Source organism: Prochlorococcus marinus str. MIT 9107 (assembly GCF_000759855.1).
Classification (GTDB): Bacteria; Cyanobacteriota; Cyanobacteriia; order PCC-6307; family Cyanobiaceae; genus Prochlorococcus_A; species Prochlorococcus_A marinus_N.
The window spans coordinates 108569-122110 of record NZ_JNAI01000006.1 but is presented as its reverse complement, the minus strand read 5'-3'; the positions used below and the strand labels follow the sequence as shown (position 1 = coordinate 122110).

At 30.8% G+C, this 13542-nt stretch carries 16 protein-coding genes and 1 tRNA gene; 10 read left to right on the top strand and 7 right to left on the bottom strand.

All coding sequences use genetic code 11. The features are described from left to right. Positions 1–7 precede the first annotated feature (7 nt). Positions 8–1804, top strand: a complete 1797-nt coding sequence (locus EU92_RS05220) for an ABC transporter ATP-binding protein (RefSeq protein WP_032513860.1) — start codon at positions 8–10, stop codon at positions 1802–1804. After that, complete coding sequence (locus EU92_RS05225) at positions 1804–2334, top strand: GNAT family N-acetyltransferase (protein ID WP_032513858.1); 531 nt, start codon at positions 1804–1806, stop codon at positions 2332–2334. Before EU92_RS05220 ends, EU92_RS05225 begins: the two co-directional genes overlap by 1 nt. On the opposite strand, the gene EU92_RS05230 is transcribed toward EU92_RS05225, so the two are convergent. Together EU92_RS05230 and EU92_RS05235 are read right to left on the bottom strand one after the other, a co-directional pair. Further along, entirely contained in the window at positions 2335–3018 is a 684-nt protein-coding gene (locus tag EU92_RS05230; protein ID WP_032513857.1) for a TIGR04283 family arsenosugar biosynthesis glycosyltransferase, read from the bottom strand. 5 nt (positions 3019–3023) lie between these two features. Beyond that, a complete protein-coding gene (locus EU92_RS05235; RefSeq protein WP_032513971.1) occupies positions 3024–3635 on the bottom strand; it encodes a TIGR04282 family arsenosugar biosynthesis glycosyltransferase in 612 nt (203 codons plus the stop codon). A gap of 194 nt (positions 3636–3829) precedes the next feature. Here EU92_RS05235 and dnaA point away from each other — a divergent pair, with 194 nt between their 5' ends. Continuing rightward, a complete protein-coding gene (gene dnaA / locus EU92_RS05240; protein ID WP_032513856.1) occupies positions 3830–5224 on the top strand; it encodes a chromosomal replication initiator protein DnaA in 1395 nt (464 codons plus the stop codon). Here dnaA and EU92_RS05245 read toward each other — a convergent pair whose 3' ends face one another. Next, complete coding sequence (locus EU92_RS05245) at positions 5225–6454, bottom strand: glutathione S-transferase (protein ID WP_032513855.1); 1230 nt, start codon at positions 6452–6454, stop codon at positions 5225–5227. A gap of 52 nt (positions 6455–6506) precedes the next feature. Here EU92_RS05245 and gorA point away from each other — a divergent pair, with 52 nt between their 5' ends. Next, positions 6507–7871 (top strand): glutathione-disulfide reductase, encoded by a 1365-nt coding sequence (gene gorA / locus EU92_RS05250; RefSeq protein ID WP_032513854.1) that lies wholly within the window; start codon positions 6507–6509, stop codon positions 7869–7871. Positions 7872–7873: 2 nt separating this feature from the next. Here the strand turns inward: gorA and EU92_RS05255 are convergent, their stop codons facing one another. Next, on the bottom strand, positions 7874–8953 hold the full coding sequence (locus EU92_RS05255) for a calcium/sodium antiporter (protein WP_032513853.1): 1080 nt from the start codon (positions 8951–8953) through the stop codon (positions 7874–7876). A gap of 118 nt (positions 8954–9071) precedes the next feature. Here EU92_RS05255 and pyrC point away from each other — a divergent pair, with 118 nt between their 5' ends. From pyrC to trpA, 5 genes are all read left to right on the top strand, one after another. Beyond that, entirely contained in the window at positions 9072–10121 is a 1050-nt protein-coding gene (gene pyrC, locus EU92_RS05260) for a dihydroorotase (RefSeq protein WP_080726902.1), read from the top strand. Between the two features lie 99 nt (positions 10122–10220). After that, a tRNA-Leu gene (locus tag EU92_RS05265) sits at positions 10221–10306 on the top strand. A 78-nt stretch (positions 10307–10384) separates the two neighbouring features. Next, positions 10385–10618 (top strand): NAD(P)H-quinone oxidoreductase subunit L, encoded by a 234-nt coding sequence (locus EU92_RS05270; RefSeq protein ID WP_032513850.1) that lies wholly within the window; start codon positions 10385–10387, stop codon positions 10616–10618. Positions 10619–10622: 4 nt separating this feature from the next. Next, on the top strand, positions 10623–10943 hold the full coding sequence (locus tag EU92_RS05275; protein ID WP_032513849.1) for a DUF3007 family protein: 321 nt from the start codon (positions 10623–10625) through the stop codon (positions 10941–10943). 27 nt (positions 10944–10970) lie between these two features. Continuing rightward, complete coding sequence (gene trpA / locus EU92_RS05280) at positions 10971–11837, top strand: tryptophan synthase subunit alpha (protein ID WP_032513848.1); 867 nt, start codon at positions 10971–10973, stop codon at positions 11835–11837. Positions 11838–11890: 53 nt separating this feature from the next. Here the strand turns inward: trpA and EU92_RS05285 are convergent, their stop codons facing one another. Then, positions 11891–12253, bottom strand: coding sequence for an AbrB family transcriptional regulator (locus EU92_RS05285; protein WP_032513847.1), 363 nt, complete (start codon positions 12251–12253; stop codon positions 11891–11893). Between the two features lie 98 nt (positions 12254–12351). Here EU92_RS05285 and EU92_RS0108915 point away from each other — a divergent pair, with 98 nt between their 5' ends. Continuing rightward, a complete protein-coding gene (locus EU92_RS0108915; protein ID WP_032513846.1) occupies positions 12352–12621 on the top strand; it encodes a YciI family protein in 270 nt (89 codons plus the stop codon). Positions 12622–12835: 214 nt separating this feature from the next. Here the strand turns inward: EU92_RS0108915 and EU92_RS05290 are convergent, their stop codons facing one another. After that, positions 12836–13156 carry a hypothetical protein gene (locus EU92_RS05290; protein WP_032513845.1) on the bottom strand — a complete coding sequence of 107 codons (321 nt, stop codon included), beginning with the start codon at positions 13154–13156 and terminating at the stop codon, positions 12836–12838. Then, on the bottom strand, positions 13157–13525 hold the full coding sequence (locus EU92_RS05295) for a YkvA family protein (RefSeq protein ID WP_032513842.1): 369 nt from the start codon (positions 13523–13525) through the stop codon (positions 13157–13159). Positions 13526–13542 lie beyond the last annotated feature (17 nt).

Below are 13542 nucleotides of genomic sequence, written 5' to 3'. Positions count from 1 at the left end.
TAACTAAATGTTTTTTAATGATTTTAGAAGGATTAAGAAGTTAGGCAAATATTTAACTAAAGATAAAAAAACAATCTATTTGATTTTAATAGTTTTGTTCCCTGTGTCTTTTTCAGGAGCTATTCAACCACTATTAGTAGGTCAAGCAATTACTATTCTTAAAAACGAAAGTACAGATGTCTGGCTGAGTAAAACTTTCTTTGGACAGTCAATAAATGCCATAATCTTAACTTTATTAATAACTGTTCTATTTAGGTTGGTTTTGCAAGGGTACCAAACTTACAACATCCAAGCAGTGGGGCAAAGATTAACTGCAAGGATAAGAAGAGAACTTTTTGATCATTCAATATCTTTGTCTCTAAAGTATCACGATAAAATGCCTGTTGGGAAGTTATTAACAAGATTAACTAATGATGTCGATGCTTTGGCTGAGGTTTTTGGTAGTGGAGCGGTCGGAGTTATTGCTGATTTTGTTAGCCTAATTGTAATTTCATTGACAATGCTTTCAATTGATAGAGGGCTTGCAATTTTGTTGCTATTGACTCAAATTCCAGTTTCATATTTTATTATTTGGCTTCAGAAACGCTACAGAAGGGCGAATTATCAGGTAAGGGAAGAATTGTCTCAACTCAACTCTGATTTTCAAGAGAATCTTCAAGGTTTAGAAGTCGTTCAGATGTTCAGAAGAGAAGCTTTCAATAGCAAGAAATTTTCTAATACTGGAGATGCTTATAAAAAAGCAGTAAATGGAACAATTTTTTATGACAGTAGCATTTCTGCTTTCATAGAGTGGATTTCGCTTGCAGCAGTTGCATTGGTTTTAGCAGTTGGAGGGTATCTTGTTACCTCTGGAAATATTGGTTTAGGAACATTAACAACTTTTATCTTATATTCACAAAGACTTTTTGAACCTTTAAGACAGCTCGCAGAAAGATTTACACAGATTCAAGGAGGACTTACTGCTGTTGAGAGAATAAATGAATTATTGGATGAAGAAATTCAGATTAAAGACTCTATTTCCGCAAAATATTTTTATGAGGATGCTTTAAATTCAAATAATAAATTCAAAGGTAAAATTGAATTCAAAAATGTTAATTTCTTCTACAATAAAGGCGAAGTTATCCTAAAGGATTTATCTTTCTTGATTAATCCAGGAGAACATGTAGCTTTTGTCGGCCCAACTGGTTCAGGTAAAACAACCATAATTAGATTGTTATGCAGATTGTATGAACCTCAATCAGGCCAAATTTTAATCGATGATATAAATATAAAACATATTCCTATTGCAACACTTAGAAATATGTTGGGAGTAGTTTTGCAAGATACGTTTATCTTTAGTGGGAATGTTGCAGATAATTTGAAATTAAGTGCGAATATAGACAATATTGAATTAGAAAATCTTTGTGAAGAATTAGGATTAAATAATTTGTTAAAAAAATTACCAGAAGGTTTGAATACCCCTCTTAGAGAAAGAGGAGGGAATCTCTCTTCTGGAGAAAGACAACTTCTTTCGGTGGCTCGAGTAGCGATTAGAAAGCCTGTTGTGTTGATAATGGATGAAGCCACAGCGTTTATGGATCCTTCTACAGAAGCTACATTGCAGAAAGATCTTGAAGGAATTCTTAAAAAAAGAACAGCATTAGTCATCGCCCACAGACTAGCGACTATTGAAAGTTCAGACAAAATCTTAGTTTTAAAAGACGGATCATTAGTTGAAGAGGGAACACATAGTGAGTTGAGAAAGAAAAAGGGTTTATATTTTCAGCTCTCTGAGCTTCAACAAAAAGGATTTGCAAATTTTTAATGATTTTTAGAAACCAAAGGTCATCAATAAAAAAGTCGAATAGTATTTCGAAAGATGAACTTGTAAATATCTATGGTTTAAATTCTTACGAATTCACTCAAAAAAATAAAGAAGAAATTTTTGTATGTAGCAAAAGTAAAGAGTTAGATCTAATAGAGCTAGATCAACTTTTGCAAACTGTTGGTTGGAGTCAAAGACCCATAAGGAGAGTTAAAAGAGCCTTGGATTTTAGTATTTTAGTGATTGGTTTATGGCGTCATGATGATAAATTTCCCAGACTAATAGGCTTCGCAAGATGTACTGGTGATGGAATTCTAGAAGCAACAGTGTGGGATGTGGCTATTAATCCTGTATATCAAGGACTAGGATTGGGTAAAGAGTTAATGAAATATATTCTCAAAGAATTAAAAAATATTGGTATTTTTAAAGTTAGTCTATTTGCCGATGCGGAAGTGGTTTCATTTTACAAAAGGCAAGGTTGGATATTAGAACCAAGAGGCTCTAAATGCGCTTTTTGGTATGCAAAATAATTATTTTTTGTAGTAGTCAGAATATATAGATTTTGTTGGTTCGCCTTTTAACCATCTTCTTCGCAAGTTCCAGTTTTTGAGTGCTTGGAGAAAAATATTAGTTTTTTCCCATTTCCTTGCACTTATAAATATAGGTAAATTTAATTGCTTTAAATCTTTTTTATTTTTTAATCGCTTTATAAAATCTACGTCCTCCATTAAAGGAATCTTTCTAAAACCATTATTCTTAAAATAAATAGATCTATGAATTATTAAACCTTGGTCTCCATATGGTTGTTTAAAATATTGGCTTCTAAAATTTACAATAATCTCAAGGACTCTGTAAATTATCTTTTTATCATTGATTTTAAATTTAAAAAAGTAAATATAATTTTTATCTCTCTTGAAAACTGATTTTATTTTTGTAAACCAATCATGATTTAATCTAGTGTCGGCATGTAAAAACATAAGCCAGTCTCCTATTGAATTTTTAGCGCCAATATCTAATTGTAAACCTCGATTTCTTTCTTTGGATTTATATACTTTCGCTCCATAAATATTTGCTACATCAATAGTTTTATCTTCACTGCCACAGTCAACAATGAGAATTTCTCCCTCTTTCTTAATAATGGACAAGTCTGAAAGCAATAATGGCAAATTATTGGCTTCATTAATAGTCGGAATGATAACTGAGATTTTAGACAAGTTAATTACTTTCTATTTTCAATATCAATTATTGTATCTATATCAATTTTGTTGTCTAAAAACTTATACTTCAAATTTGTAGAAGCGAAATTATCAATAGTATTTTTAAGAACATTTTCTTTACTCCACTTAATTTTGATAAAGGGTAAATTTAGATATTTAGATATAATTTTCTCTGATAAACCAATAAGCCAATACCCTCCGTCATTAGATGGCCCTAAAATAAGATCATTTTGTTTTAGCTCTCCCATAGTATTCAATAAATCTAGATGGCATAAATCTGGGAGGTCAGTACCAATAAAAATAAAATTTTTTATCTTGTTTTGAGTACAAAATTTTTTGTTGATAATTATTTGCCTTTTCATTTTTTCTCCCAGGCAGCCTTTGCCTTGTAAATTAAACTTTTTAATACCTAATTCTGTAGACCATCTTCTACAATTTTTTACTCCTAAACCGGATATAGCTATAGAGATATCAATTGGTTTAATTTTTTGGAGTGATTTGGCGACGGAAATAGTGTGTTTGGTCATCACACTTTGCACTTTAGCCGAATTATTTTTACCTATATCTTTTGATAACCTCGTTTTGCATCTTCCAAAAGCATGCCATTTTGCCATAATAATAAGTAATGTTTTATCCAATAATTCAGCGTGATTTAAAAATAATTATATTCCTATAAAAAAATATAAAATTTATTTTTATAAATTAATATCATGCTTTGTTAAAAAATTTTAAATTTGTCGGGATCTTGTGATTAGATAATGGCCAATTATTAAATTCCAACTAGATTGATAATCTAGATAATAAAATTTTGCAAGCAACTAATCCTATTTGGGCGGAAGTTCAACAATTACTACAAAAAACTTTAAGTAAGCCTTCATTTGAGACATGGATAAGGCCTGCTAAATTTAATTGTTTTGAAAATGGCTTATTGACCTTAATTGCTCCAAATACATTTTCTAGTGATTGGTTAAGAAAGAATTATTGTGAAACTATTGAAAAAGCTGCGAAAGAAATTTGTGGCCATGATGTAAAAGTTGTTTTCAAATCTGAAGCAAATACTATCAGCGATTTAACAAATAAAAATAACCTGAATGAACAGAAATTTAATCATAAAACAAAATCTTTGTCTAACAATATTCAAGATAATTCTTCAAAACATCAATTCAAAAATCCTAACGGTTTAAATTTACGCTACGTTTTTAAAAGATTTGTTGTAGGTCCAAATAGTAGGTTGGCTCATGCGGCAGCTTTAGCAGTTGCAGAATCTCCTGGAAGAGAATTTAATCCATTATTTATTTGTGGCGGAGTAGGTCTTGGTAAAACTCATTTAATGCAAGCAATAGGTCACTATAGAGTAGAAATAGATCCAGAAGCAAAAGTTAAATATGTATCTACAGAGACTTTTACTAATGATGTTATTAGTGGTATCAGGAGAGATGGAATGACAGCTATTAGAGATAAATATAGAAATGTAGATTTGATTTTAATAGATGATATACAGTTCTTAGAAGGTAAAGAGTATACTCAGGAAGAATTCTTTCATACTTTTAACGCTCTTCACGAAGCAGGAAGCCAAATTGTCATTGCAAGTGATAGACCACCAAATCAATTGTCGGGAATTCAAGAGAGATTAATTTCTAGGTTTTCAATGGGCATGACTGCAGATATTCAACCCCCTGACATTGAGACAAGGACAGCTATTCTTCAAAGAAAAGCGGAACAAGAGAGGATGAGTCTTCCAAGAGATCTAATTCAATTTATAGCAGGACGATTCACTTCGAATATTCGAGAATTAGAAGGCGCATTTACTAGAGCTGTTGCATTCGCTTCAATAACAGGTTTGCCAATGACTGTCCAATCTATCGCCCCAATGCTTGATCCTAATAGTGTTGGGGTGGTTGTAACCCCAAAACAAGTTATTAACAAAGTGTCAGATTTCTTTAAGGTTTCTACTGATGAATTGATTAGTTCAAGTAGAAGAAAACCAGTAAGTCAAGCTAGGCAAATAGGTATGTATCTTATGAGACATGGAACTGATTTAAGCCTACCAAGAATTGGAGATGAATTTGGGGGGAAAGACCATACAACGGTTATGTATGCTATTGAACAAGTTGAAAAAAAGTTATCTATCGACCCCAATATTGCTAGCCAAGTTCAAAAAATAAGAGATTTACTTCAAATAGATTCAAGAAAAAATTTATAGTTAATTAGAAAAAAAATTTATAGGGTCTTGATCATATCTATGATTCAAAGGTATTTTATCTATTTGACTGTTATTACTTAGTAATTCAATTTTATTTAATGATTGTCTTAATAACCTAGCAGAAATAATTGGCATGTCTCTTGGAACTGAGATTCTATTTTTTAAGTATCTCAGGGATTTTCCTGAAAGATTCTCAGGGACTCTTACTTCACCTGTGATCATATGTGTCAATGCTGATCTCAATGACTCTTCAAAGAATTTTGAATCACATGGATTGACTTTAATTAAATTATCTTTATGTTTTATTACCCTTTTAAGAGCAAATATAGCGTAATATTTCATATCATAATTTTTATTTAATTCATAATTACCTAGACCCTCTCCAGTATCAATAAGCTCAGAGTAAGTTATCTGTTGCTCATTGCTTTCTTTATAACATCCACCCATTTGTGGTGGTAAATCATGAGAGTGAGTATGAAAATCTCCTTGAGTGCCTCTATAGGCACTTGTCCCTTCAAAAAGGGTAAGCCAATTATCTACATTACGGTAATTAGATCTTAAATTAAACCCTTTATAATAAACTAGTGATGCATTCATTCTCTCCATATAGGGAATAAAAATTATATCTCCAACACCAGGCTCTATATCACCCGTATTAGATACTGATGGATCAACAAACCCTGATTTTGACCTACTTAAGATTTCATCGAGTTTAGAAATGGATTCTTTAAATCTTTTTTTTCTAAAAGAGTTATCTATAAAATTAAAGCTTTCTCGGCAGAGCCAATTACACCAGGATCTGAAAATTTCTCTTTCTAATTCTCGAATTTTTATAAGGTGACTAGATCTTATAAAAGATCCAAGTGCTCCAAATTCATTTTCTAAAAAAGCTATGATATCGTCGCTTTCAGTTATAACTTGCCCTTTAAATTCAATTGCAGGTAATTTACCAGATCTGACTTTTTCAAGGAACCAACTTTCTTTTTGACCGTAGCAAAACATATTTATTTTTTCGACTCTGTATGGAATTCTCTGAAATTCAAGCCATAACCATATCTTTTGACAGTAAGGACACCAAGAATGTCTATCCCTATAGAGGGTAACTAATACATCATTTTTACTATGCCCGAATAATCTTAAATTTGCGTAGGAATTATTTATACCATGGACTCTATCAAGTTCTTCAACTTCAAATTTATTTAAATCATCCCATGTCAAAATACCATTCATTATTTGAATTAAAGCTATAAACTAACGTTATAATAATTGATTAAAAAAAGTCTTGGAATTTGAATTTGATTTAATTGTTGTTGGCGCTGGATCTGGAGGACTCGCGGCGGCTAAACGTGCGGCTAGTTATGGAGCAAAAGTCGCAATCGTAGAAGTAAATCAAATAGGAGGAACTTGTGTGATAAGGGGATGTGTTCCTAAGAAATTGATGGTTTATGCCGCTAAAAGTAAAAAAAATATGGATTCCTCTGAAGGATATGGATTAAAAAATGAAGGTATTAATTTTGAATCAAATATTTTATTAAAGAATGTTAGAGAGGAGGTTTCCAGATTAAGTAATTTACATAGAAATTCTTTAAAAAAATTGAATGTAATTGTTTTTGAGGGCTTAGGAAGATTTACTACTCAAAATGAATTAGAAATTATTTGTCCAAAAACGAAGAAAATTAAAAATAAAATAAGTTCAAAAAAGATTCTTATTTCAGTTGGAGGTAAACCAAAGAAATTAAATATACCTGGGGTAGATTTGGCATGGACTAGTGATGATATCTTTGAATTAGAAAAGTTTCCCAAATCAATATTAATAGTGGGAGGAGGTTATATTGCTTGTGAATTTGCTTCTATTTTCAGAAATTTAGGAACTGAAGTAAATCAATTAATTAGAGGTCAACATTTACTTAATGGTTTTGATGAGGATCTTTCTTCATGCCTAGAGAAATCATCCACTTTTAATGAAATCAATATAATCTCCAATACTCAATTAAAGTCTATCAAAAGAGTAAATGGAAATCTGGAATCTACCCTAGACTCGGGGGATAAACTCCTTACTAATAATATCCTTATTGCTACAGGAAGAGAACCAAATCTTTTGCCTTTAAATTTAGATTTTTTAAATCTAAAGATGGATGGCCAATATTTAGATGTGGATGAACTTAATCAAACAAGCAACGCAAATATTTTTGCAGTTGGCGATATCATAAATAAACCAAACTTAACTCCAGTAGCAATAGAACAAGGGAGAGTTTTTTCGGATAATTTTTTTAATGATCAAAAAAGAAAAGTAAATTATGAATATATCCCTAAGGCCGTTTTTACTATTCCAGAAATTTCAACAGTTGGCTTAAGTGAGAAAAGAGCTAAAGAGATTTATTCTGAAAAAAATATAAAAATTTTCAAATGCAAATTTACCCCTATGTCTAATACCTTTAATAAGAATAAATCAAAATGTATGTTGAAGATTGTCGTTCATAAGCTAACTGACAAAGTCCTAGGATGTCATATGTTTGGAGAAACATCGTCTGAGATTATTCAAATGGTATCAATTTCATTAAATGCAGGGATAACAAAAAAAGACTTTGATATTACTATGGCTTTGCACCCAACTATCTCAGAAGAATTTGTGACTATGTATGGATAAAATTATGAATTAGAAAATTTAAATTTTTCTTGAACAATCAGAAACATTATAAGTAACGCAAAGTAAATAAATAAACCTATCCTTAATTCAGAAAGGAAGTTAAATCCATTCAGGAAAAGTATCTTATCGAGAATGTAGAAAATATAAAGATTAAGCAAAATAAATCCTTCAATTCTTGTGATTGTCCCTTTGCTCCAGAAAATTGGTAAGCAAGCAAAGGTAGTTAAAACCATAAATGGTAAGTCAACTTTTATTAGACTTTGTTCAATTACTAAACCTTTAAATCCTGAAAAAATACTGCAACTTCCAAGGATTAGAAGTTGATTGAGCAAATTGCTTCCTATTACATTGCCAATCGCAAGATCTGTTTTGCCTTTAAATGCAGCAATTATTGAAGTTACTAATTCTGGTAAAGATGTCCCAGTTGCAACGATAGTTAAACCAATAAAAATTTCATTTACACCCAAAAGAGTAGCAAGCGTTCGAGAACCATTTACTAAAATATTTGAACCAAAGCTTAAAAGAAATATTCCCAGTATTAACTTTAGTAAAATATTTATCTTCCCTTTATAGTTATCTTTTAATTCTTCTATCTCTGGTTCAGCATCTTTTGTCTCCTCTCCTTTCTCATTGATGGTATTGATTTCCCATATTGTATTTAGGACTAGACAAAATATTAGAAATACCCCTGCTTGCAATGTTAATAAGCCTGTTGATGACATAGCCCAAACTGCACAAGAAATTGCCATTAAAAGAGGCACATCTCTTCTGACTATTCTGCTTTTTACCTTAAGAGGTGTTATCAATGAGCTTATGCCCAAAACAACTAGAACATTAAAAATATTGCTTCCAATTACATTGCTTGCCGCAAGCGAATCACTTCCTTTTAAAATTGAACTCAAACTTACCAACAACTCGGGAGCGCTTGTTCCAAGAGAAACAACTGTCAAACCAATTACTATTTGAGGTATTCCTAAAATTAAAGATAAAAATATGGCTCCTTGAATAAAGAACTCTCCTCCAGCAAAAAGTAGAACTACGCCTAAAACTATTTCTATTATTGGAAATAAAAAATAACTCATATTTAGGCTTTTATATAGATAATAAAAATTTTCATAATTGGTTAATAACTATCCTCGATTATCTATAATTTATTGTCAATTTTAATTTGCTGTTAAAATTGATTAAATACAAAAAATTTTGAAGACTTTAACCATAATAAAACCTGATGATTGGCATTTACATTTAAGAGAAGGTCTTGTATTAAAAAATATTATTCATTTTACTTCAGAATATTTTGGAAGAGCGATTGTCATGCCAAATACTAAAAGTCCCATAACATCAATCAATAGCGCTATCTCTTACAAGAAATCTATTGTTGAAGCGTTACCAGAAAGTTCTAAGTTTGAACCACTAATGACAATTTATCTTACAGATGAGACTGATAAAGGGGAACTAATAAATGGTTTTAAAAATAATGTCTTTTTCGCAGCAAAATTATATCCTGCTAATGCCACAACAAATTCCAGTCATGGAGTTAGGAAAATAGAAAATCTTTATAAGATCTTTGAATTAATGCAAGATTCTGGAATGCCTCTTTTAATTCATGGGGAAGTGACTGATTCTGAAGTAGATGTATTCGATAGAGAAGAAGTATTTATAGATAAAGAACTCTCTCAAATAACTAAAAGATTTCCAAAATTAAAAATCGTTTTAGAACATATAACTACCTCTTATGCAGTGAATTTTGTTCAAGAAAATAATATTGGAGCTACTATCACTCCGCATCATTTACATATAAATAGAAATGCAATGTTTTTTGGAGGCTTAAATAGCGATTTTTACTGCTTACCAGTTGCTAAGAGGGAAAATAATAGACTCGCTTTAAGGAAAGCTGCTACAAGTGGGGAAAAATCTTTTTTCTTGGGAACCGACTCTGCTCCACATCTTAGGAAGTGGAAGGCTTTTTGTGGATGTGCAGGTATTTTTAATTCGCCAGTAGCAATTGAGAGCTATTTAACGGTATTCGAAGAGGAGGATGCACTAGATAATTTTGAAAAGTTTGCAAGTTTGAATGGCCCTAATTTTTATAATTTGCCCCCGAATAAAGAAAAATTAAAATTAGTCTCTGGACCTAATAAAATTAAAGAATTTATTGATGTTGTTGAAGAAAAAAATATTATCGGACAAATAAAACCATTTCATGCAGGTGAAACTTTACAATGGCAAGTAGAAGGTTATGTAAATTAAAAAATTACATTTAATCTGACAATTAAAAGTGTAAATATTCCAATTTTTCTTGGTTAAATGGGTTACTTTCAGCTACGATTAGAAAGCGCAAATTCCTTTGGGAGTGTGGCGGAATTGGTAGACGCGCCGGACTTAAAATCCGTCGAGCGCTTTAGCTCGTGGGGGTTCAAGTCCCCCCACTCCCATTAATTAATAATTTATTTTTAGTTCTTACGATAGCTTCCAATAATTGTTATGTTTTAATTAAGAAATAATAAACCAAAATGGAAAATATTTTTAATAATTCATTCGCCACTTTAATTGCTTATATTGGAGTTATTTCTGTTTATCTACTGGTTGTTCCATTATTCCTATTTTACTGGATGAATAATAGATGGAATGTTATGGGCAAATTTGAAAGATTAGGAATTTATGGACTTGTATTTCTTTTTTTTCCAGGTTTGATTTTATTTTCTCCATTTTTAAATCTCAGATTAAAAGGAAATGGTAAAGGGTAAATAATTGACTAAAGGTAAAGTTGTACAAATAGGGATATTTATATCATTAATAGGATTAATTAGTTATAAATTTGCACCGCAAATTGGGATCGATAATTTTACAGCCAGTACTATTTCAAGTTGTATCTTAATTCTGATCGTTATTACCTGGGTGACATCTTATGTTTATAGAGTTGTAAATGGAAAGATGACTTTTATGGAACAAAGGAAGCGTTATAGAAAAGAGTATGAAAAAGTTGTTAATGATAAACTAGAAACTAAGTTCAACGCATTATCAAAGGAAGAACAGGAAAAACTAATGGAAGATTTGGAAAATAATCCATAAATTTTTTAGAAAAAAATTCTAAAATTTATGAAAGATAACAAAATGCAAATGACTAAAAATGAATCTTTATCAAAGGTAGATGAGAAGTTTATTGAGTTAAAAAATAATAAAAAATTAGCTTTGATGCCTTTCATAATGGCTGGGGATCCCAATATTGAAATAACCTCTGATATTTTATTGAAGTTAGAAGAAAATGGAGCGGACCTTATTGAATTGGGCATCCCATACAGTGATCCACTTGCCGACGGACCTATTATTCAAATTGCTGCCTCTCGTGCCTTAAAGTCAGGTACTACTCCAAGAAAAGTAATTACACTTTTAGAGTCTTTAAAAGGTAAATTAAATATTCCCGTTATACTTTTTTCTTACTTAAATCCTTTATTATGTTACGGCTTTGAAAAGTTTTGTGAGAATGCATCTAATGCTGGAATCTCTGGACTAATAATTCCTGACCTCCCTTTAGAGGAAGCTTATAAATTTTCTAAAATAGTTAGTAACCATTCTATGGACTTGATTTTATTAGTGGCTCCAACTACTCCTTTTGAGAGAATGAAGAAAATATCCAATCATACAAAAGGCTTTACTTATTTAGTAAGTGTTACAGGTGTCACTGGTGAGAGAAATAAAATGGAAAATAGAGTAGAAAATCTTATTGCGAAATTAAAAGAAGTGAATACTAATCCAATTGCTGTTGGCTTTGGGATATCCACCCCTGAACATGTTAAGAAAGTTCGTGAATGGGGAGCAGATGGAGTAATTATTGGAAGCGCATTTGTAAAACGAATTTCTAGTTCAATTGACAAAGATGTAGTTAATCATGTTGGTAACTTTTGCAAAGATATGCGTTTAGCTGCGGATCAAAAAAATGAATATGAGGAGAATGTGGATAAATAAAATTTACTTAATAGGGAGTTTATAAATTTAGCCTCAAATTTTATTTTTTATTCTTAAGTTTCTTGCGTAGGTAGTAATCTTATATTTTTTTGATTCTTTCCGATCTTAATTTCGAACTCATCACCTGCTTTTAAATCTAGAAGTGCTGTATATGCTTTCCCAATCAAAAGATTTCCGTTTCCTTGTACTTTAGCTATGTAACTTAGTTTTCTTCCCCCTTTACCTATCCCAGAAACTTTGCCTCCACCCATTTTCATTCCTTTAGCTTCAAGAAGAGCTTTGTAATAAGCGGTATAGTTCAATCTTGATTCTCCATTTCGTTTTGTGGAAACATATCCACAAGCACGACATTGCTCTTCTACACTTAACCCCTCAACTTCTTTGTATTTAGCAAGAAGATAGCTACCAGTGAGCATAATTAATTAAAAGAAAGTTCTTCTTAAATAAGATAGCAATTTGTGTGTAATATATGCAATTATTTAGTATGTATTTATTCTATTAGTTATCTTTGAAAATGGAAAAGTTTGTAGTTTTCGGAAAGTACTGTGAAGATGCAATTATTAAAAGGGAACCATTTCGAGAACAGCATCTCAATAGACTTAAAAACTTAAAAGATCGCAATATTTTAGTTACTTTAGGACCAACAAAATGTACTAAATATTTGTTTGGTATTTTTAATGCTAATGATGAAAACGAATTAAAAAATTTGATTGAGGAAGATATATATTGGAAAAAAGGTATATGGATTAATTATGAAATTTATCCCTGGGTAAAGGCTTTTTAAATATTATTTACGAATATTTTAGTAATTATTAACTATTAAATAAAATAAACTTAATTTCAAAGAATATATATATATATAATTTTTCCTTATTTTAAGGAATTAATTTAATATTTATGTATTATAAATTGAATTTTTTAGAGGGTTATTTTTTCATTAATCTCTTTTTAAAGAGAGAAGATGATTTTAAATGAAAAATTATATTTTAAGACGATAACTATACATTAGTATCTTGATTTATTTGGTTTACTAAGGAGTCGATATCTAATTGATTATATGGTGCGGATACGATTGTCTCTCGATAATCATTTTTGATATTGTTTAACCAATTTTGTTCAATCTTTATGAGTTTTTTTGCAATGTTGAACATACCTCCTTTTTTATATAATTCTTTGAATTTCTGAATAATTTCAGAGGTTCTACTCGATTTAATATTTAGTTCACACGCTAAATCTTTTTGATTAAATCCATGAGACTTCAACCAATCCTTAATAAAAGAGATCAGTTCTTTCTCTTCCTGTTGAGATAGTTTATCCATTTAATAAAAAGGGAACAATTTATTAAGCTTTCTTTCTGCTCTTGCTCTTATTGAAGGAGTCATATATTTGCTCCAAATACTTAGTACTGCCGTAAGAGCTACAAAATCATCACTAAAACCAACTAAGGGCATGAAATCAGGAAAAAGATCAAATGGCATAATTAAATAGGCTAGCGCCGCCATTAAGGAAACCCTTACTTGTGCTGGAGTATAAGGATCTATAGCCATCTCTAAAACTTCTATGGCAGGCTTAGCAATTGTTCTTCCTGCTTTAATAAGAATCTTGATAATGATATTTTCATCAATTGTTGAACTTTGCAAAACTTCAGCTTCATAAACTTTTTCTTGGTTTTTGTAATTCTCTTTCATCTCTATAAATGAAATTG

Excerpts from the sequence above, each read along its gene's own strand:
- EU92_RS05220 (WP_032513860.1), top strand. The coding sequence starts at position 8 with ATGTTTTTTAATGATTTTAGAAGGATTAAGAAGTTAGGCAAATATTTA.
- EU92_RS05225 (WP_032513858.1), top strand. The coding sequence starts at position 1,804 with ATGATTTTTAGAAACCAAAGGTCATCAATAAAAAAGTCGAATAGTATT.
- EU92_RS05235 (WP_032513971.1), bottom strand. The coding sequence starts at position 3,635 with ATGGCAAAATGGCATGCTTTTGGAAGATGCAAAACGAGGTTATCAAAA.
- EU92_RS05245 (WP_032513855.1), bottom strand. The coding sequence starts at position 6,454 with ATGAATGGTATTTTGACATGGGATGATTTAAATAAATTTGAAGTTGAA.
- EU92_RS05255 (WP_032513853.1), bottom strand. The coding sequence starts at position 8,953 with ATGAGTTATTTTTTATTTCCAATAATAGAAATAGTTTTAGGCGTAGTT.
- EU92_RS05270 (WP_032513850.1), top strand. The coding sequence starts at position 10,385 with ATGGAAAATATTTTTAATAATTCATTCGCCACTTTAATTGCTTATATT.
- trpA (WP_032513848.1), top strand. The coding sequence starts at position 10,971 with ATGAAAGATAACAAAATGCAAATGACTAAAAATGAATCTTTATCAAAG.
- EU92_RS05285 (WP_032513847.1), bottom strand. The coding sequence starts at position 12,253 with ATGCTCACTGGTAGCTATCTTCTTGCTAAATACAAAGAAGTTGAGGGG.
- EU92_RS0108915 (WP_032513846.1), top strand. The coding sequence starts at position 12,352 with ATGGAAAAGTTTGTAGTTTTCGGAAAGTACTGTGAAGATGCAATTATT.
- EU92_RS05290 (WP_032513845.1), bottom strand. The coding sequence starts at position 13,156 with ATGGATAAACTATCTCAACAGGAAGAGAAAGAACTGATCTCTTTTATT.
- EU92_RS05295 (WP_032513842.1), bottom strand. The coding sequence starts at position 13,525 with ATGAAAGAGAATTACAAAAACCAAGAAAAAGTTTATGAAGCTGAAGTT.